This is a genomic window from Peribacillus sp. V2I11, from assembly GCF_030817135.1.
GTDB lineage: Bacteria > Bacillota > Bacilli > Bacillales > DSM-1321 > Peribacillus > Peribacillus simplex.
In genome coordinates this window covers 1-18,652 of sequence record NZ_JAUSYW010000002.1, presented here as the reverse complement: position 1 = coordinate 18,652, position 18,652 = coordinate 1, and the positions used below count along the sequence as shown (strand labels likewise).

Genomic DNA, 18,652 nt, shown 5'->3' with positions numbered 1-18,652 from the left:
TAGATTAAAAGTGAATTTTCATGATTGTCTTGGTGGAGTGATGTTGATGGAGATTTCCACAGTAGTAGCAAGCAAAAGGATGTTTATAAGTTATTGGCAAGAATTTAGGAATGGAGTTGCTACGGCAACTCCTCTTTTCCTTGTGTGCTAAACAAGTGATATGGATTGAAGGAGGATAATGTTTGGGAGCATGTAGCAGGGTTAACCTTGCTTTTTTCATTACGATTGTTATTTTATTGGTTCGTAAAAGTACACTTTTAAGAACGGGGTTTTATAGAATAAGACGAAAAAATAAAAAAAGGAGTAAAGAAACGGTTGTTCGAATGATTGTAAGCTAAAAATAACCGATTTAAGATAAAAGTAGTATAAACCATAAAGACTAATGTTATAATAGTAATAACAATTATAACTTTCTTTTGAAGGAGGAATGAATAATGGCCATTAGGAAATTAACTAAAGTCGGAAATAGCTTGGGTATTACGTTTCCAGTTGAAATGTTGAAAACTGCAAATTTAGCTTTTGGAGACGAATTAGAGGTTGAGTTCAAAGGTGAAGAAATCATTTTAAGGAAAAATAAAAATGTGAAATTACCTAAAGGTGTAGATGCGGAATTTATGGAAATGTTATCAGATGTTATTAAAAAACATGACGAAGCATTCAAGGGTTTGGTGGATAGATAATATGACGTTTGATATTATCTATCTTTCCACTAATCAAATTATTGCTATCAATGCCATTCAAATAAAAGTTTATTCTCCTACTGAACAAATCGGGGTGAAAGATCCCGGTCTCCTTGATTCTGCAGTGAACAGACCCAGACAAACTGTTTTCGAGAATGATGCTTACCCATCTATTCATGAAAAGGCTGCAGCCTTATTCGAATCCATTTCTAAAAATCATGCTTTCCACAACGCAAACAAGAGGACAGCACTCGCTTCCCTTATTATGTTTCTGAAGATCAATCATTATCAATGGATAATGGGAATAGAAGAAGAACAGGATTTTGTTGTAGATGTCGTCAACCATAAGTATGATTTTAAAGATATCGCAAGAATCATCCAAGAGAACATAAAGGCTTTATAAAGGGGTTCGAAATTGATAACTAAGAATTGCTCTTATTTCGCTAACAGTTTGCAATAGTTCTATAAAGAGCTGTGACAGAACTGCACCTCCAATTTTGTTAGACAACATCTAACAATTGGAGGTGCAGTTTTTTTGACTAAATATACGATAGAAAAAACTCACATGCAGTTTTAGAGTTCTTAGAAAGTAAAAAAATACTATCAATCCATTGCATTCCAAATGAATTATAAATAAAATTCACTTGATTCTACATAAATCCGTTCCGTAAAGTACGTTAACTTTTCTATGAAAGGCATGACTTCTCTTTTTGGAAAAAGTGCATCATAGCCTTATGAAATCTTGTTTGGCTTAAATAAAGGTTAATCTTATTTCCTTGATATTAGATTGGGTTCGTTTTATCCAACTTGGATAATTCATGAAATAATTCCATTAATCTTGTCTCATTTCTTTCTAAAAAACAGTCTAAAAAGACATTAAATTGTATGTTCAAATTAAGGGTACAAAAATAATCATTTTCTTCTAATACGTTATAATTATTTGACCATAAATAAAGGAAAAATGGATTTTGCAAATCAGAAGCAATGTATTCTATCCATTTTGGGAAATCAGACCAGAAATCACCTGTAAATTTAAGGATCGATGTGTTCTCAATTAGTTCCTTATTTGATAAACCAAGAGAGAGGGATAGTGAGACAATCTGCTTGGAACACATAATAAATACCTCATAGTAATTTTGAAGATATATATGGTCTAGCTGTTGTTTTAATAATTGAGCTGGGATCAAAAATGGAGGTGGATTAGATACAAAAGTACCCTCTCCCTGTCTTGAATCGAGGTATCCTAAAAGTTCAAGACTTCGAATACCTTCCCTGATTGATGAACGACTGACCCCTAATAATTCACTTAGATTTCTTTCAGTAGGAATTTTGGACCCCTCAGATAGTTGCTCGTATTCAATATATTCAACAAGTTGAGTTATGACCTGTTGATACATTTTGGGGGGCTGTTGAACTTTATAGTTTCTATCTCTTTTCACTTAATGAACCTCCTGGATATTAGATAATTAACATTTGAATGAATATTAACATTAATCGTTGACTAAACATGTTACGATTCACTTATGTAGGTGTAATCAATTGAATAGGGAGAAATACAGAGTGTTTTTACGTTGGTACTATATAAACCTTATTTGATAACAACTCCCTACATATACCATTTCTCATTGGCTGTTTATATAAATTATATATGATTATATAGTATAATAATAATTAGGTATAAATAATACTTTAAAATGGTGTAAACATAGTAACTTTAGAAGGTATAAAGAGGTGACAAGATTGGTACTTAAAAACATTAAGAAAAAAAATTTATATGAAGAGATTATCTCTGAAATTATTCAATATATTCAGGAAGAAAATTTGAAACCGGGCGATAAGCTCCCTACTGAAAATGAATTTGTAGAAATATTTCAGGTAAGTAAAACAGCTATCAGAGAGGCGTTAAGTGTTCTTGTAGCTAAAGGGATTATAGAAAAGCGTTCAGGTGTTGGCAGTATATTGAAAGGGATAAATGGTAGTACCTTTATTGAACCCATCACTCAGAAGCTTATGATGGAAGAACAAACGCTAAAAGAAATTCTTGAGTTCCGTAGAGGAGTAGAAGTAGAATCTGCTGCACTAGCAGCGCAAAGAGCTACTATCGAGCAACTTGAAGCAATTGAAAATGCCCACTTAGAATTGATTGAAGTGAATCGTAATGGAGGAATTGGGATAGAAGAAGATTATCGCTTTCATTCTTTAATTATTATTTCCTCTGGAAACTCTATCTATGAAACGATATTTGATATGATTTCTCCAACATTTTTGGAAGCTTTGAAAGTCAGTAAGAATCAATCCAAGAGGTTATCCAAATCATATTTAGAAGAGGCTCACCATGAACATGGACGGATTCTTAACGCCTTAAAGAAAAGGGATGTCGTAGAAGCCCGATTAGCCATGCTTGATCATCTCGAAAAAAACGAAATGAAAATTTGGAACAATGCGCGTTAAGTTTTTATATTAATACTATAGGGTATTACATTATTAGCGATGGTTTTACTTAAAAAGGTAAGACCACTATATTTTCTTTTTTTCATAAAATATCATTTTTCTTTTCATTTCGTATAGAAACAAGCAACAGACTTGCTCTGTTTTACAAGAAGTTCTATAACGTTTTGGGTATGTCACCATAATTAAAATTATTTTAAAAAGCAGCCAAGGCAAAAAAAGCTTGGCTGCTTTTTATGTCTTTTAAATTACTTAAAGTAATATTTTCTTCTGCATTTTAGAAAGAACAGCCCTTGCTATATATAAATAATCTCTAAAATTCATCAATAATAATCGTTGATTCAAAAAATTTATAAAAAATAAAATACTTTACAAATTCAAATTGTCTTTATATTATAAAAATAGTTAAATTAATATGGTCAGACCATATTAATTTAATAAAATAAACTATTTAAATTAAAAGGAGGATTTTTTAATGAGATTAGCAACAATTCAGCGTAACGGAGAAGAAATGGCGGGGCTTGTAGTTCATGATGGAATTTTGTTGATAGAAGATTTAAATACTAAATTTAATCAAGAATGGTCAACAGACTTATTTGAAATAATTACTTCTAGCCAATTAGATGGAATGAAACAATGGTATTACTCAGAAGGTAAAGAAAAAGTTGCAGAACTAGGAGACATTCTCATTCCTTTTCAAGAAGTAGAGTATGCACCTCTATATCGTCATCCGAGAAAAATTTGGGGAATTGGTTTGAATTATGTAGAGCATGCAGCTGATTTAAACGAAAAAGCACCGAATACAGAACCTGCAAGCTTTCTAAAACCGGATACTACCATTATTGGTCCCAATGATACGATCAAAATTCCTTTGCAATCTGAGAGAACAACAGCAGAAGCAGAGCTTGGAATTGTAATTGGAAAGGAATGTAAAGATGTGTCGGAAGAAGATGCCCCTAATGTAATTGCTGGTTTTACTACCATTATTGATATGACAGCAGAAGATATTTTACAGAGAAACCCCTAGATATTTGACTCGTTCGAAAAGTTTCGATACATTTTTTAGTTTTGGTCCTCACTTGGTTACACCTGACGAAGTTGAAGAAGTGGTAAATTTAAATGTTTCTACCGTTATTAACGGAGGGGTTCACCGGAAAAACGTTGTTTCTAACATGTCATTTCTTCCTTGGCATTTAGTATCCTTCCACTCTAAGGTCATGAAATTATTACCTGGTGATATCATCTCTACCGGTACTCCAGGAGCTGTCGTAATACGTGATGGAGACATCGTAGAATGTCATATCGATGGGTTTGAAAAGCTAGTTAATCATGTAAAAGATTTAAAACTTAATGGAGGTAACTAAGCATGGAATTGAATCTTGTAAATAAAGTTGCCCTTGTTGTTGCATCAAGTCAAGGACTGGGAAAGGCTATTGCAAAACAACTAGTCAAAGAAGGCGTCAACGTCATGCTAACAAGCCGGGACAGCGTAAAATTAAAAGAATTACAGCGTGAACTTCAATCTTTAGGTAAAGGAAGGGTTGAATATTGTCAGGCTGATATTACAAATGCAGATGATATCCGTTTGTTAGTTAGGAAAACGACTGAGACATTCGACAGAATTGATATTTTAATTAATAACGCAGGAGGACCTCCTAGTGGTAAGTTTGAACAATTCTCCGATGAAGATTGGGAAAAGGCATTTGAATTAAATTTGTTAAGCTATATTCGTTTAATTCGAGAAGCTTTACCTCATCTCAAGAAACAAGGGGGACGCATTATCAACCTAGCTTCTTCATCAATTAAGCAACCTATACCGGGACTGATCCTATCTAATACCTTTCGGTTAGGAATTGTAGGATTAACTAAAACTCTAGCGGAGGAATTAGCTCCATTTAATATACTGATTAACACAGTTGCACCAGGTAGAATTGCAACAGACCGGGTGGCATTTCTAGATCAGCTTAAAGCCGATAAAGTGGGCACTACACGTGAAGAAGTGGCAAAAGCATCTCAAGAAACGATACTGCTGAAGCGTTATGGAACTCCAGAAGAGTTTGCTAATGTGGTGACATTCTTGGTATCCGATGCAAGCACATATATGACAGGAAGTTCCTTCTTGGTTGATGGGGGTATGATAAAGTCCATCTGAGTATACCAATGGATTTGTCAGTTCGTAGTAGATGGTTAGGATGCAATTCTTATAAAAGAAACCATATTTTTCAGGTTGAAAACAAATGTCAGCCAGCAGTTAGATTAAAAAGCAGAGATATTAAGGTACATTACCGAAAATATTTCGAGAAATTTATCCTGATAAAGAATGAGGAGATGTATTAATTTGCAAAGTGCTACTATGCTACAAGCATTGCCAGAATCAAAAACTCTTTCAATTTTAAATAAAGTTACTCTTCTTAAACAAGAGGGGCATGACATTATCAATCTCGCTGGAGGAGATCCAGATTTTAATACACCAAGATTAATTATAGAAGAAGCAGAAAAGGCTATGAAATCAGGCATGACACATTATGTAAGTAGTAATGGAATTCCAGAGTTACGTAATGAGATAGCTCATAAATTAAAGGCTGAAAATGGAGTTAATTATGATCCTTCGCAAATAATTGTAACGGCTGGGGGAAAACCAGCGTTATATGTTGCATTAAAAAGCATAATAAATCTTGGTGACGAAGTATTAGTTATCAATCCAGCATGGGTAAGCTTTGAACCGTTAATAACTATGGTTGGTGGTCACGCTATTTCAGTAGATTTAGATCCTAATGATAATTTTAAACTTACAAAAGAGTTACTTGATGCTGCTTGTACTGAACGCACAAAAGCCATTATTGTAAATAACCCAAATAACCCAACTGGTAGAGTACTAACTATTGAGGAAATTCATAATCTTAGGGATGTTGTGATAGAGAAAGATTTAATTATTATTGCTGATGAAGTTTATGAAAAGTTGGTTTATGGAACACATCAATTTACTTCGCTTGCTACTATACCTGGACTTGAAAATCGTACCATTACAGTACAAAGTTTCTCTAAGGGGCATGCCATGACTGGATGGAGATTAGGTTATTTGGCACTGCCAAATGAACTTGTACCTGCTGCATCTAAAATACAAGGGCATCTCGCAACATGCACTCCAGCATTTATTCAAAAAGCAGGAATTACAGCTCTGAAGGAAGTGAATGAAGAAGTAGAATTCATGCGTCGCATATATGATAAACGTATGAATCAAGTAGTGACTTATCTGAATCAAATTCCAGGTGTTATATGTCCCCATCCTGAAGGCGCTTTTTATGTTTTTCCAGAAATCAAACTTCGCAATTTCGATTCAATTGAACTTGCCAATTATCTTCTGGATGAAGCTAAGGTAGCGGTTACTCCAGGAATAGCATTTGGTTCTAGCTATTTGCATAATATTCGAATTTCATGTGCTATGTCCGATGGGGAACTTGAGGAAGCATTAAGACGCATCGAAAAAGCACTTACTAAGATGGTGTAAGACCAACCAAACCACACCTTACTATTGAAAGGGGATAGGTAATGCAAGCTCTTAGAAGAATTCCTTTATGGCTCCAGATTTCCGTTGCTCTTGTATTAGGTTTATGTTTAGGATCGATAAGTAAAACCATAGGGATAGAAGCAAAAATTTTAGGTGATGCTTTTATTCATATGATTAAAATGACAATTGTACCATTGATTTTCCCCTTAATTATACTAGGGATTGCTCAAATAAAATCAACCGGATCACTAGGAAGGCTTTCTCTTAAAGCCATTTTCTATTTTGAAATTGTTACAACTTTAATCATCGTTATGTCTTTACTGCTTGCCAATATAGTGAACCTTGGAGTTGGAGCTGATTTATCAGGAGGAAATATGAAAGCTCTAGAGGAACTTGAGGTAAATAAAATTGACTTTAGAGAGTTTATTCTTCACATAATACCTTCCAATATATTTGTAGCTTTTTCAGAAGGGAATATATTAGCCATTGTCTACTTCGGTGTTTTCTTTGGCTTGGCTTTACGTTCCCTAAAGGGAAAAGCAAAACCAATAGAGGATGTCCTTGATTCCCTTTCCAAAGTAATGTTTAAAGTTTTAGATTATGTAATTAAATTCTCTCCACTCGGTGTTTTTGGCTCTATTGCTTATAGTATGGCTACTTACGGTTTCGAAAAATTAAGTACGCTGATTGATTTGATTTTAGTTACATATGCTGGACTAGCCATTGTTTTATTAATCATTTTCCCCATAATTGCTCGCATCTACCGTATTCGGTACTGGGAGTTAATTAATGAAATAAAAGATTTATTATTAATTGCATTTACAACACGGAGCTCCGAGTCTGTATTTGCCCCTCTTACAGCACGTTTAGAAGGATACGGTGTCAAAAATTCAGTGGTATCTTTTGTTTTGCCTCTTGGCTACTCATTTAATCTCGATGGTGGAATGGTCTACATGGCTCCTGCTATTTTGTTTTTAGCTAATGCCTACGATATTCATCTCTCGGTATTTGATCAGGTTCACATTATTCTTTTGCTTATGCTACTTACAAAGGGTGTTGCTTCCGTTCCTTCTGGAGTAATTGTTGTGTTGACAAGTGTTTCTGTTGTGATCGGGTTGCCAATGGAAGGTATTGCATTACTTATGGCAGTTGATTTTATAATGGATATGGCTCGAACTGCAACTAATGTGGTAGGGAATGCTTTGGCTACAGTAGTAATAGCCAAATCGGAGGGAATGTTTCACAAAAAAGAAATCGTAGTTGCTGAACAAGAGAAAATAAAAAGCTCTTAAGACTTTAAGCAGGCTACCCCTTTTGGTATAGATTAAGGTTAGAAATTTAATACTATCCATTTTCGTTACTTCATATAACAAATGTTATCGGAATATAAGAGGTCGTGGGATAAATATTCAAATTATATTTCTTTGATTCTAATATCCTTCTACTTGCCTTAATTCCAATGTAAGCGCCTTCTTTGGTGCATGTTTTTTATATAATATATTTTCAAGACTATATAACAAAAAGAGGAGTGAAAAAAATGGTAACATCACAAGAAGTCCGAAAAGATGATCTACAAGTGGCTAAAGAATTTGTAAACCAAGTGTACGCACAAGTAAAAGAGCGTAACCCTCATGAAAGTGAATTCCATCAAGCAGTGAAGGAAATTTTCCTTTCATTAGTTCCAGTATTTGCAAAACATCCTGCCTATATGAAAAATGGGATATTAGAAAGACTCGTGGAACCGGAAAAAATGATTATCTTCCGTGTCCCTTGGGTTGATGACCTTGGGAATGTACACGTGAACCGTGGTTTCCGCGTGCAGTTCAACAGCGCAATTGGACCATACAAAGGCGGTCTACGTTTCCACCCGACAGTTAATGCTAGCATCATCAAGTTCCTTGGTTTCGAGCAAATCTTTAAAAACTCTCTTACAGGACAACCTATCGGCGGCGGAAAAGGAGGATCTGACTTCGATCCAAAAGGAAAATCAGACGCTGAAATCATGCGTTTTTGCCAAAGTTTTATGTCAGAACTAGGTCGGTATATCGGACCAGACACGGACGTACCGGCTGGGGATATTGGAGTTGGAGCAAGAGAAATAGGTTTTCTATTCGGTCAGTATAAAAAGATGCAAGGAAGCTATTACGCAGGTGTTTTAACTGGTAAAGGGATAAGTTATGGCGGAAGCTTTGCCCGTACAGAGGCAACTGGATACGGGACGGTTTACTTCGTCGAAGAAATGCTAAAAGATAAAGGTTTACAGTTCCACGGAAGCACTGTCGTTGTTTCAGGATCTGGTAATGTTTCTATTTATGCAATAGAAAAAGCTACACAGCTGGGTGCTAAAGTAGTTGCTTGCAGTGACTCCAATGGTTACATTTACGATAAAAATGGCCTAAACCTAGATACAGTTAAACGCTTAAAAGAAGTAGAAAGAAAGCGTCTGAGTGAGTATGTCATTGCTCACCCGGAAGCCGAATACAATGAAGGGAGTTACGGGATCTGGTCTGTTTCTTGTGACATCGCCCTTCCGTGTGCAACACAAAATGAGATAGATGAGGAAGCAGCAAAATTGCTGGTTAAAAACAACGTGAAGGCAGTAGGTGAAGGTGCCAACATGCCTTCTACCCTTGAGGCTATTGATATATTCCTTAATAATTGCATCTTATTCGGACCCGCTAAAGCTGCCAATGCTGGTGGCGTTGCCGTTTCTGCACTTGAAATGGCCCAAAACAGTGCTAGAATGCCTTGGACATTTGAGGATGTCGATGCCAAACTTCACGGTATCATGAAAAACATTTATAAAAACAGTGTAGAAGCATCAGAAACATACGGCGAGCCTGGCAATTTAGTTGTCGGAGCAAACATTGCTGGTTTCCTTAAAGTAGCAGATGCTATGTTGATTCAAGGTATACTTTAAAAGTAAGATCATGTAAAAGGCGGCCCCATATGGACCGCCTTTTCAAAAAAAACCAGTAAATTTCTAAAAAGAAAAGAGTGAGTTTAATAATGAAAGACGTTAAAAATATCTATTGTGTAGGCCGAAACTATGCCTTGCATGCAAAAGAGTTAAATAATGAAGTACCAACTTCCCCTTTATTATTTTTAAAACCAACTCATTCGCTTGTAGAAGCAAATGGTCAGTCAATTACGTTGCCGAGTAATCAAGGTTCCGTTCACTTTGAAACGGAACTTGTCATACATATCGCAAAGCAGTACGAATCAGGAATGAAAGTAGATGAAATAGTAGATGCCTTGGCCATTGGGTTGGATTTAACACTTAGAGATGTTCAATCACAGTTAAAACAAAAACAGCACCCTTGGCTTTTGGCTAAAGGATTCAAAAATTCAGCTGTTGTTAGTGATTTTATTCCCTTTCCAGGTGTCGAAGCATGTGAACAATTAGATTTTTCCCTTATAAAAAATGGAGAGCGTGTACAAGTCGGAAATATTAAAGACTTACTTTTTGATTTAGAAACCGTTATAGAATTTACGGCAGAGAATTTTGGGCTTGGGAAAGGAGATATTATTTTTACCGGTACTCCAAGTGGCGTCGGTCCTCTTTCAGATCAAGACAAGCTTTCACTAAACTGGGGTGGAAATGAAATTGGATGCTGTTCAGTCACACTACATCCATGAAAAAAGAGCAGTCATTTTTGACTGTTTTTTCATGTGGAAATATCTCGGCGTTGCTACTCCTTTGAATTTATATGATAAACGTATAAGTTGACAAAGAGAAAAAGCTATTGTAAATTAAATGCACGCGCATGCATTTAAAAGATGTTGATTTTATACGTGTTATGAACACTAAATCGTATAGTTTGACATGCGTGAGGATCTATATATTTATTCGAAAATCAAAAGGGGGATTTTTTAGAATGGAACATTTATTTAGTCCATATAAGCTTAAAGGATTGGAATTAAAAAACCGTGTTGTCATGTCACCGATGTGTCAATATTCGGTTGAAAATAAAGACGGAATTGCGACAGACTGGCATTACTTGCACTATGTAAATCGAGCAATCGGTGGTGCTGGTTTTATTATGATTGAGATGACAGATGTCGAACCAGATGGTCGTATTTCAGATTATGATTTAGGATTATGGTCAGATGAACAGATTCCTGCTCTAGCACGCATTGTAGAAGCTTGTCACCGTTACGGAGCAAAAGTGGGCATCCAAATTGCTCATGCTGGCCGCAAAGCAGAAGACGCAGAATTACCGGTTGCGCCTTCAGCTATTCCATTTGATGAAAAATCAAAAACACCAAGAGCTCTTTCGACAGATGAAGTCAAAGAAATGGTGGAGAAATTCCGTAAGGCAGTACAGCGTGCGGTAAAAGCTGGATTTGATGTTATTGAAATTCACGGTGCTCACGGCTACTTGATTCATCAATTCCACTCTCCATTAACAAATAAACGAGAAGATGAGTATGGAAAAGACCTTACGAAGTTTGGTCGAGAAATAATTGAAGCAGCGAAAGCTGAAATTCCAGAAGACATACCATTAATGATGCGTATTTCTGCCAAAGAATATGTAGAAGGTGGATATGATATCAACGGAAGTATTGAATTTGCGAAAGAATACCAAAAAGCAGGAGTGGATATCTTTGATATCTCTTCAGGTGGGGAAGGTCCTATTGCTGCTTGGGGAAAACCGGGTACACATGCAGCTTACCAAGTGCCACTAGCTAGAGAAATCAAGAAAGCTCTGGGTGTTCCCGTGATTGCAGTGGGAAGATTAGATGACCCTGCGTTAGCAAATGCTGTAATTGGAAATGAAGAAGCAGATTTAGTCGCTGTTGGCCGAGGCATGCTACGTAACCCTCACTGGGCATTAGAAGCTGCAGCTACATTGAAAAAAGAAACGACTGTGCCTACACAGTACGCAGATGGTTTTAGAAGATAAGTTGAAATGAAAAAAGATAAAAACTTAAAGGAGGAGAATAGAACATGTCATATATTCAAGACAAAGTAGTCATCATTACAGGATCTTCAAGTGGGATTGGAGAAGCAACCGCGCTTTATCTTGCGAAAAATGGAGCTTCTGTCGTTCTAGCTGCCAGAAATGAAGAGAAACTAAAAAGTCTAGCAGAGCAAATCAATAAAGAAGGGGGGAAGGCTTCTTACAAGGTGACAGATGTTACCGTCAAAGAAGAGGTACAATCTCTCGTAGACTTTACAGTAGATAAATTCGGAAGAGTTGATACGTTAATTAACAGTGCAGGGATGATGTTGTTCTCGATGTGGGATAACGCTCATGTAGACGAATGGGAAACGATGATCGACCTTAATATAAAAGGTGTGCTGTATGGAGTAGCTGCGGTCCTTCCACATATGAAGAAACAAGGAAGTGGACAAATCATTAATGTAGGTTCTATTGCCGGTCATGCGATTGGTGAAGGTCATGGTGTGTATAGTTCTACGAAGTATGCAGTAAGAGCCATTACCGAAAGTCTACGTAAAGAGGTATCGGTCAAACATAATATTCAAGCTGTTTTAGTCTCACCAGGTGTCATTGCAACTAATTGGCAAGATACAGTGACAGATGAAGATGTAAAATCTGTACTGGGAGAATTAAATAAGGTAGCTATTGACGTAGACTATGTAGCTGAAACAATTGGATTTGTGGTTAATAAGCCTGCGAACGTGATGATTAATGATGTAATTGTCACACCTACAGCTCAAGAATGGTAATAAAGTAATTAGTAAGAAAGACTTCTGATTACGAAAGTAAAGAAAAGTAATTCACCATACTTGATTTAGTCTATTAGAATGAGACAATGAGCTCTATATTTATAGTTTTTACTAAATTGAAGAGTATTAAATTATATTAATATGGTCTGACCATATTAATATAATTTTTTTATAATTGTGAGATAAGCACTATTTTTAATTAATTTTCAAGGAGGTTCTTTTAATGAATGTATTAGTAGTAGGAGCGAACGGTCGAGTAGGTTCGCATCTTGTTGATAAACTAGTTGAAAAAGGACATTTTGTTTACGCAGGAACGAGAAGAGATAACCTCACAAGCAATACGAGCAATGTTCGTTATGCCCATATAGATTTATTAGCTAGCCCTGACGTAATAGCTAAAAATATGTATGACGCAGAAGCCATTTTCTTTGTGGCTGGTTCTAGAGGAAAAGATTTATTGAAGATTGACTTAAATGGCGCTGTCAATGTGATGCGGGCTGCTGAAAGTAAGAAGATAAGAAGATTTATTATGCTTAGTTCCGTATTTTCTCTTGAACCAGACAAGTGGGATCAAGCTTTTCTAAAAGATTTAACAAATTATAATATTGCTAAACATTTTGCTGACCATTGGCTGATTAATAATACCAAGTTAGACTATACAATCTTACAGCCTGGTGCTTTAAAAGAGGAGTCTGGATCTGGAAATATAGATGTCAATATTGATCACCCTGGTGAAAATGCCATAGAAAATGTAGTGGACACATTAGTTCAAAGTTTGCAAGATCCTAATACCATTGGAAAAGTCATCACAATGAGCGATGGTAAAACTCCTATAGCAGATGCTTTGCGAAATTTATAAGAATAGCATTTCCAGGTTCTAATCAAATAAAACGAGCCTAAGTTAGAAAACTTTATTATCGTTAAATAGACTATTTATAACTTAAAGGAGATTGAGGAAAAAATGAGCAAAACACCAATAAAAGATTACGATGTGATTATTAAAGTAGTGAATAAGTATATTGAATGCCTTATTTCAGGTGATAAAGAAGTAGTAAAGCAAGCTTTTCATAAAGATGCAACGATGTATGGTTACAACACAACTGATGGCTTTTTAGGAGGACCTATTGATAACTTATGGGACTTTATGGATAAAGCTGGTCCTGCAAAGAATCTTAAATCGAGAGTGGATATTTTAGATGTTGAAGGAACGATTGCTTCCGTTCGTGTAAGTTTAGAAAACGATGCTTATGGCGAATCATACACTGATTTTCATCAATTACTTAAACTAGACGGTGATTGGATTATTATATCAAAACTATTCCATCTGCATTCGTAAAAAATAGTTTCTAAATAGAATCATAAGCTCGTCTCAAAAATAGAGGGCTGTCCACTATTTTTGGGACGGGGATTAAAACCTTTTATACAGTCAGATCGGTAATAATGATGGGTAAAGAAGAAGACAAAACCAACGTTATGGGCATCCTTGACAGGAAGAAGATTACGAATAACTACTATTCCTACGACAGTGTAAAGCTTAATTTTATTGATGTAGCAAATTCTCGGGGGCAGGACCTTGCTATGGTGTTTAAGACACTATATTGTCGGAAGTACCTCTGTAAAGATTTTGTTTATTTTAAAATAAACCTCGATAGAATATATATTATGTATAGCATCCCAAAATAGCTAAATACTCACTATTCGTATTTAGTAAGATTAGAAAAACATACTGGTATTGACATTTACTAGAATTTTTATTTTACAAATGCTTATTCAATTGTCTTAGATTAACTCTCAGTCAAAAATAAATTTATTTTCCAAACCCATTGCCCAATTATTTTATTACATAGATTCCTAAAAACACTGATTTATTTCAATCACAAACAGACTTTGACAAGTTTTTCTAATATATGGGGTAGCGTCAGGAAAATGAGGATTTACAACGTTAAGGAAATTACCATATTAAAAAGCCCAATTTCTCAACATTTATATTTGAGAAATTAGGCTTTTTTCGTTGCTCCGTTAAAGCGCCCTTTTATTGAATAAGAATTTTCTTCAAATCGAGACGGATTGGCATATAACGTTTTTGCATTCACGAACCCTGCGAGACTTAGAACGAAGTTCTTAGGCTCGCAGGGTTGTCGCCTGAATCTGGTTCCCTGCTTCTTCTCCTGGCGACCAAGGGGCTCGGAGAGTCCCACAGCGTGAATGCTGTGTTATATGACGTACCCGACTTCTTCGAGATACTTTCACACTGCTTTTCTGTTTCAATTTTTACTTCAGTAATGTATATTTCAGTAAAGGCTTTTTATAAAACGTCACTTACTTATTTGTTACCGAGTTGTTCCGCCAAACCTATTAGAAGTCCTTCGGTTCCACGAATGTAGCAGAGCCGATACGAGTCCTCGTACTGAACCACTTCGCCAACGAGCTGAGCACCATACTTAGTGAGTCTGGATACCATTTCGTCAATGTCTTCAACGGTAAACATGACGCGTAGATAACCGAGGGCATTTACAGGAGCAGTCCGGTGATCTGATATAGTAGGTGGGGTGAGAAATCGCGAAAGTTCAAGTCGGCTGTGGCCATCTGGGGTAACCATCATAGCAATCTCTACGCACTGAGAACCCAATCCGGTTACGCGACCAGCCCATTCACCTTCGACAGTGGCTCGCCCTTCGAGGTTTAAGCCAATCTCCTCGAAGAAAGAGATTGCGTCATCAAGGGATTCTACAACGATACCGACATTGTCCATTCTTAGTAATTTGTTTTTTTCCATAGTTTTATCTCCTTATGTGTAAAAATTTATTATCTGATCATCTTCATAATTATTCTATTAAAAAGTTACAAATTCCTTCCTAACAAAAAACACCTTGTCACAGTTCATGATAACAAAGAAAAGTCACAGTATAGGAAAATGTGAAATTGGGTTTTCAGGTATTTGTTAAGAACAACACTTCGTAAACCCTCTACTATTGGAATATTCGTGAACCTTATTTCGTGAATGCCATCATGTTCAAATAGTTTCAAAAATTCGATACCGTAGTTTCTATTCGATAAAACAACTTCGACTTCCCCACAAAATATTCCTGCCCTGTACTCCATTAAATGGCCCTTTAATGGAATAAGGAACGATTATTGTTTCCCTTCCGACAGCTTTCTATATAATGAAGCCCTAGAAACATTTGTAATTTCACAAATTTGATTTACAGTCATACCTCCTTCTTTATATAGCTTTACTGCATAATTCATTCCTGCGTGATTTTTATGATATTTCTTTAACTGGCCTTTCACTTGCCTTCTTTCTTAGCCAGATCAATCCCTTCACGTTGACGCATACGGATAAGATCTCGCTCTAATTGGTTAACACCAGCCATTACTGTAATTAAGAATTGGCTGTATGGATTATCCTCTGATAAATCTAGCCATGAATCCTTGATTGATTTTAGCTTGCCTTTTTACTTCGTATTATATCAATTAATTCAAATAAATCCTGCGTACTTCGAGTGATTCGAGGGGTACCGTCAGGAAAATGCGGATTTACAACGCTAAGCCCATTTTCCTGACGGTACCCCTATATAAGGTAAAAGAAAGAGTCTTTTACCTTATATATTATTCAAGATGCTACTAGCGTCATTTTTATATCGTGTCCCAGCATCTCCCTCATTTTTTATTCCGGCTGTTTCATGATAGCAATATCGGTCATTCCGGTCATTCCCATCATTGCTATACTAGTAGATAGCCCACTCCGTAGGCTATGGGCAGCGGATTTATTTTCGTTCATTCTTTACGGCCAATATATTCAATGAGAGCAAGCGATTAAATCTCGACCATTTTTCCTATCTTCAAACTTTAAACCAATGTATAAATGGACCTTTTAAGTCAATTGGAATCAAAAAAAAAGCAAAAACTTCTCTAATTATGACGAGTTTCTTCTATTATATATACTCCCCAAACACATCTGATTTCCACAAATGAATCGCATGTCGTTCTTTTTCAAAAATCTTCTCCAAATAAATCTCTGTAGTGGAGAGCTGCTCATGGCCCAGACTCTTCATAATCTGATAGACATCCACTCCATTTAAGTGAGAAATGATGGCAAAAGCATGCCTGAAAGTATGAGGACCAATGGAAGAGGAACGAAACTTCAAAAAAGGCAATCCACTCTCCTTAATGGCTTTTGTTATGTATTGAGACAAATAGGAGGGAGAGTAGGCACGGCCGGTATTGGTCGTAAAGAGCGGGTCTTCTCCTTTTGCTGCATCTATATCGTCGAGCCCTCTAGCTGAACGGAACATGCGAATGCTATTCATTCCTTTTTCTTTCAGTGGGATTTGCCTTCTTTTATTTCCTTTACCTAGTACCTCTAAAAAATACGTGCTGGTAATGGAATCGTATTGAAGATCCTTGACTCGGAGTCTTGTAAACTCTTCATTACGCATGCCTGTCATCGTTAGGATATGAATGATCGAAAAAACGATGGGGTGGTGGATTTCCCTGAAGTAATCAAGTAGCTGAATGACTTCCTTCGGTCCCAAATCACGGTTCGGTCGATCATCTTTACGAATATTGATTTTAAAGAAACCTTCATGAAGGGGCTCCGTGATATAGCCTGATTCGAACAGGAATGTCAAAAAACTCTTAATGATGGTTGTCTTTCTGGATAATGTGGCAACGGAATACGCTCCTTTTGTTAAGACATAAGGGCTTCTTTCCGATAACCATTCCTGATATCTTCGAATGTGGCGAGAGGATAGCGATTTAAAGAGGGAACCCTCCACAACTTTTTCCAAGTCTACATTGATTTCCACTGAATAAGTGAGCATTTGTTCAATAAATTGGAGAAGTTCCCGCTCATAGGCTTGGACGGTACGGGTGGACTTTTCATGTTGCCGTTTTAAATGTTCTCGCCTATGAAGATACCACTGTAGCATGTCTACATCGCTAAAATCGGAAAAAGGATCTTTCCCATTCTTTTCTGTCGCATCTAATCGTTCTTGTAACGTGTGGATCGAAATGTCTGACAGACTTTTTTTCCATGCACTGCTCTGAATCTCTTTCGATTTATCTATCAGTTCATGCATACCTGTATCCCTCACTTTTATATTTCACTTATTAATAAGTTAACGTGTATATCTAGTACTTTCCATATCATGAATACTACTTACATTATAACAAACTACAAGTGTTAATTAATTATGGAAGACCTAAATAAATCCTCCATTTATTTAGGTTTAACTTAATTAATATAAAATTAGATTCAAAAATTATAATAATATCGTTAAATTCAAATATTATATATGTAATGTTTATATATAAAGAATTTAAAATTATACTTATTTAAAAGTATATATATATTATAATAGATATATGAAATAAATAGTTAATCTTGAGATAAGTATACATATAACAATAAAAGATAAAAGGTGAAAGGTGAATAGACAAATAATGAATAAACTAAACCATGAAAAAAAAACGCAGGCTGCATCTTATGAAATGGGGGAAACGGTTTATGTTCTCCAAACATGTACGGAAGAAGAAGACCCAGAGAGTTTTTACTACTTTAAACAATTTGAAAAAAAAGAAGGTGTGATTTTGGAAGTGATCGAACACCCCCGTCTCCAATATCGTGTGAAATTTGGCCAGGCAGAAGCTGTCTTGTATCATGAGGAATTGACGAATGGGAATCAACGGGATGTTCCCATAACAGGAACGGATAATCAAGAAGGATGGGAGGGGGATAAAGTGGAATGGTATACACAAAAAGAAGTAGCTGATTTATTAGGCGTATCCAAGGCAACGGTCTACCATTATGGAAAGCAGAAGAAAATCATTAAGATTCTGGACCCACATCGATTACATCGAGAGGCCCGTTATCAAAAAGCGGAAGTGGATCGATTAGTATATGAAAAACAATCTTTCCCTACTGGCATGAGTCCTAATGAGGTTGCTAAGAAATTGGGATTATCTGTACAAAGTGTTTATAAGTATATACAAGATGGTTCGATAAAAGCTAAGGCCGTCCCTTATGGTGATGAAAGAATCACGTATGTAATTTCGGAAACAGCCTATCAGGAAGCAGAGAAATCACTCAAACCAACTGAAACACAGCGACCAAAAAAATATGAATATTATGATTCAAAAAATGACATTGCTTTGTATCAAAGATTTCATTCGTCTAAAATACCAGAGGCACGTGTGGTTCGTAATGACGAAAATGTATTTGGTTTCTACCTACCCAATATCCAAAAGTGGTTGACGTATGAAGAAGGAATGAAAACTTATACTTTAAAGTCATCATACTCGATCCACCAACCTACTTTG

At 36.0% G+C, this 18,652-nt stretch carries 18 protein-coding genes and 1 pseudogene; 15 read left to right on the top strand and 4 right to left on the bottom strand.

What is annotated here, in order from left to right; all coding sequences use genetic code 11:
- The first annotated feature begins 434 nt into the window (after positions 1 to 434).
- Complete coding sequence (locus tag QFZ73_RS26675) at positions 435 to 680, top strand: AbrB/MazE/SpoVT family DNA-binding domain-containing protein (RefSeq protein ID WP_307273299.1); 246 nt, start codon at positions 435 to 437, stop codon at positions 678 to 680.
- Between the two features lies 1 nt (position 681).
- On the top strand, positions 682 to 1,083 hold the full coding sequence (locus QFZ73_RS26670) for a type II toxin-antitoxin system death-on-curing family toxin (protein ID WP_307273296.1): 402 nt from the start codon (positions 682 to 684) through the stop codon (positions 1,081 to 1,083).
- 379 nt (positions 1,084 to 1,462) lie between these two features.
- On the opposite strand, the gene QFZ73_RS26665 is transcribed toward QFZ73_RS26670, so the two are convergent.
- The gene (locus QFZ73_RS26665; RefSeq protein WP_307273293.1) at positions 1,463 to 2,119 is read right to left on the bottom strand and encodes a FadR/GntR family transcriptional regulator; all 657 of its coding nucleotides are present in this window, start codon (positions 2,117 to 2,119) and stop codon (positions 1,463 to 1,465) included.
- Between the two features lie 292 nt (positions 2,120 to 2,411).
- Between QFZ73_RS26665 and QFZ73_RS26660 the strand changes: the two genes are divergently transcribed.
- The 12 genes from QFZ73_RS26660 (at position 2,412) to QFZ73_RS26605 (ending at position 13,667) form a co-directional block, all read left to right on the top strand.
- The gene (locus QFZ73_RS26660) at positions 2,412 to 3,131 is read left to right on the top strand and encodes a FadR/GntR family transcriptional regulator (RefSeq protein ID WP_148359092.1); all 720 of its coding nucleotides are present in this window, start codon (positions 2,412 to 2,414) and stop codon (positions 3,129 to 3,131) included.
- A 472-nt stretch (positions 3,132 to 3,603) separates the two neighbouring features.
- On the top strand, positions 3,604 to 4,155 hold the full coding sequence (locus QFZ73_RS26655) for a fumarylacetoacetate hydrolase family protein (protein ID WP_307273288.1): 552 nt from the start codon (positions 3,604 to 3,606) through the stop codon (positions 4,153 to 4,155).
- A gap of 4 nt (positions 4,156 to 4,159) precedes the next feature.
- The gene (locus QFZ73_RS26650; protein ID WP_307273284.1) at positions 4,160 to 4,492 is read left to right on the top strand and encodes a fumarylacetoacetate hydrolase family protein; all 333 of its coding nucleotides are present in this window, start codon (positions 4,160 to 4,162) and stop codon (positions 4,490 to 4,492) included.
- A gap of 2 nt (positions 4,493 to 4,494) precedes the next feature.
- Positions 4,495 to 5,280, top strand: a complete 786-nt coding sequence (locus QFZ73_RS26645) for an SDR family oxidoreductase (RefSeq protein WP_307273281.1) — start codon at positions 4,495 to 4,497, stop codon at positions 5,278 to 5,280.
- Positions 5,281 to 5,466: 186 nt separating this feature from the next.
- Positions 5,467 to 6,636: a pyridoxal phosphate-dependent aminotransferase gene (locus tag QFZ73_RS26640; RefSeq protein ID WP_307273278.1), complete on the top strand. Its 1,170-nt coding sequence runs from the start codon at positions 5,467 to 5,469 to the stop codon at positions 6,634 to 6,636.
- 41 nt (positions 6,637 to 6,677) lie between these two features.
- On the top strand, positions 6,678 to 7,928 hold the full coding sequence (locus QFZ73_RS26635; RefSeq protein ID WP_307273275.1) for a dicarboxylate/amino acid:cation symporter: 1,251 nt from the start codon (positions 6,678 to 6,680) through the stop codon (positions 7,926 to 7,928).
- Between the two features lie 245 nt (positions 7,929 to 8,173).
- On the top strand, positions 8,174 to 9,556 hold the full coding sequence (gene gdhA, locus QFZ73_RS26630) for an NADP-specific glutamate dehydrogenase (RefSeq protein WP_307273273.1): 1,383 nt from the start codon (positions 8,174 to 8,176) through the stop codon (positions 9,554 to 9,556).
- 89 nt (positions 9,557 to 9,645) lie between these two features.
- Positions 9,646 to 10,275, top strand: a complete 630-nt coding sequence (locus tag QFZ73_RS26625) for a fumarylacetoacetate hydrolase family protein (protein ID WP_307273269.1) — start codon at positions 9,646 to 9,648, stop codon at positions 10,273 to 10,275.
- A gap of 239 nt (positions 10,276 to 10,514) precedes the next feature.
- A complete protein-coding gene (locus QFZ73_RS26620) occupies positions 10,515 to 11,543 on the top strand; it encodes an NADH:flavin oxidoreductase/NADH oxidase (RefSeq protein WP_307273266.1) in 1,029 nt (342 codons plus the stop codon).
- 44 nt (positions 11,544 to 11,587) lie between these two features.
- Positions 11,588 to 12,331, top strand: coding sequence for an SDR family oxidoreductase (locus QFZ73_RS26615; RefSeq protein ID WP_307273263.1), 744 nt, complete (start codon positions 11,588 to 11,590; stop codon positions 12,329 to 12,331).
- 223 nt (positions 12,332 to 12,554) lie between these two features.
- Positions 12,555 to 13,190 carry an SDR family oxidoreductase gene (locus tag QFZ73_RS26610; RefSeq protein ID WP_307273261.1) on the top strand — a complete coding sequence of 212 codons (636 nt, stop codon included), beginning with the start codon at positions 12,555 to 12,557 and terminating at the stop codon, positions 13,188 to 13,190.
- A 102-nt stretch (positions 13,191 to 13,292) separates the two neighbouring features.
- Positions 13,293 to 13,667 carry a nuclear transport factor 2 family protein gene (locus QFZ73_RS26605; protein ID WP_307273259.1) on the top strand — a complete coding sequence of 125 codons (375 nt, stop codon included), beginning with the start codon at positions 13,293 to 13,295 and terminating at the stop codon, positions 13,665 to 13,667.
- A 987-nt stretch (positions 13,668 to 14,654) separates the two neighbouring features.
- Here QFZ73_RS26605 and QFZ73_RS26600 read toward each other — a convergent pair.
- The 3 genes and pseudogenes from QFZ73_RS26600 to QFZ73_RS26590 form a co-directional block, all read right to left on the bottom strand.
- A complete protein-coding gene (locus QFZ73_RS26600) occupies positions 14,655 to 15,107 on the bottom strand; it encodes a VOC family protein (protein ID WP_053474663.1) in 453 nt (150 codons plus the stop codon).
- 356 nt (positions 15,108 to 15,463) lie between these two features.
- Positions 15,464 to 15,842: pseudogene (locus QFZ73_RS26595) on the bottom strand (recombinase family protein); the annotation flags it as partial.
- A gap of 424 nt (positions 15,843 to 16,266) precedes the next feature.
- Positions 16,267 to 17,412 (bottom strand): tyrosine-type recombinase/integrase, encoded by a 1,146-nt coding sequence (locus QFZ73_RS26590; protein WP_307273247.1) that lies wholly within the window; start codon positions 17,410 to 17,412, stop codon positions 16,267 to 16,269.
- A gap of 364 nt (positions 17,413 to 17,776) precedes the next feature.
- Here QFZ73_RS26590 and QFZ73_RS26585 point away from each other — a divergent pair.
- Positions 17,777 to 18,652 (top strand): helix-turn-helix domain-containing protein (locus tag QFZ73_RS26585; protein ID WP_307273244.1); only part of this gene is annotated, 876 nt, incomplete at its 3' end.

Bases quoted from the DNA above. Each gene is read 5' to 3' on its own strand.
- QFZ73_RS26675 (WP_307273299.1), top strand. From the start codon at position 435: ATGGCCATTAGGAAATTAACTAAAGTCGGAAATAGCTTGGGTATTACG.
- QFZ73_RS26670 (WP_307273296.1), top strand. From the start codon at position 682: ATGACGTTTGATATTATCTATCTTTCCACTAATCAAATTATTGCTATC.
- QFZ73_RS26655 (WP_307273288.1), top strand. From the start codon at position 3,604: ATGAGATTAGCAACAATTCAGCGTAACGGAGAAGAAATGGCGGGGCTT.
- QFZ73_RS26645 (WP_307273281.1), top strand. From the start codon at position 4,495: ATGGAATTGAATCTTGTAAATAAAGTTGCCCTTGTTGTTGCATCAAGT.
- QFZ73_RS26635 (WP_307273275.1), top strand. From the start codon at position 6,678: ATGCAAGCTCTTAGAAGAATTCCTTTATGGCTCCAGATTTCCGTTGCT.
- gdhA (WP_307273273.1), top strand. From the start codon at position 8,174: ATGGTAACATCACAAGAAGTCCGAAAAGATGATCTACAAGTGGCTAAA.
- QFZ73_RS26625 (WP_307273269.1), top strand. From the start codon at position 9,646: ATGAAAGACGTTAAAAATATCTATTGTGTAGGCCGAAACTATGCCTTG.
- QFZ73_RS26620 (WP_307273266.1), top strand. From the start codon at position 10,515: ATGGAACATTTATTTAGTCCATATAAGCTTAAAGGATTGGAATTAAAA.
- QFZ73_RS26615 (WP_307273263.1), top strand. From the start codon at position 11,588: ATGTCATATATTCAAGACAAAGTAGTCATCATTACAGGATCTTCAAGT.
- QFZ73_RS26610 (WP_307273261.1), top strand. From the start codon at position 12,555: ATGAATGTATTAGTAGTAGGAGCGAACGGTCGAGTAGGTTCGCATCTT.
- QFZ73_RS26605 (WP_307273259.1), top strand. From the start codon at position 13,293: ATGAGCAAAACACCAATAAAAGATTACGATGTGATTATTAAAGTAGTG.
- QFZ73_RS26600 (WP_053474663.1), bottom strand. From the start codon at position 15,107: ATGGAAAAAAACAAATTACTAAGAATGGACAATGTCGGTATCGTTGTA.
- QFZ73_RS26590 (WP_307273247.1), bottom strand. From the start codon at position 17,412: ATGCATGAACTGATAGATAAATCGAAAGAGATTCAGAGCAGTGCATGG.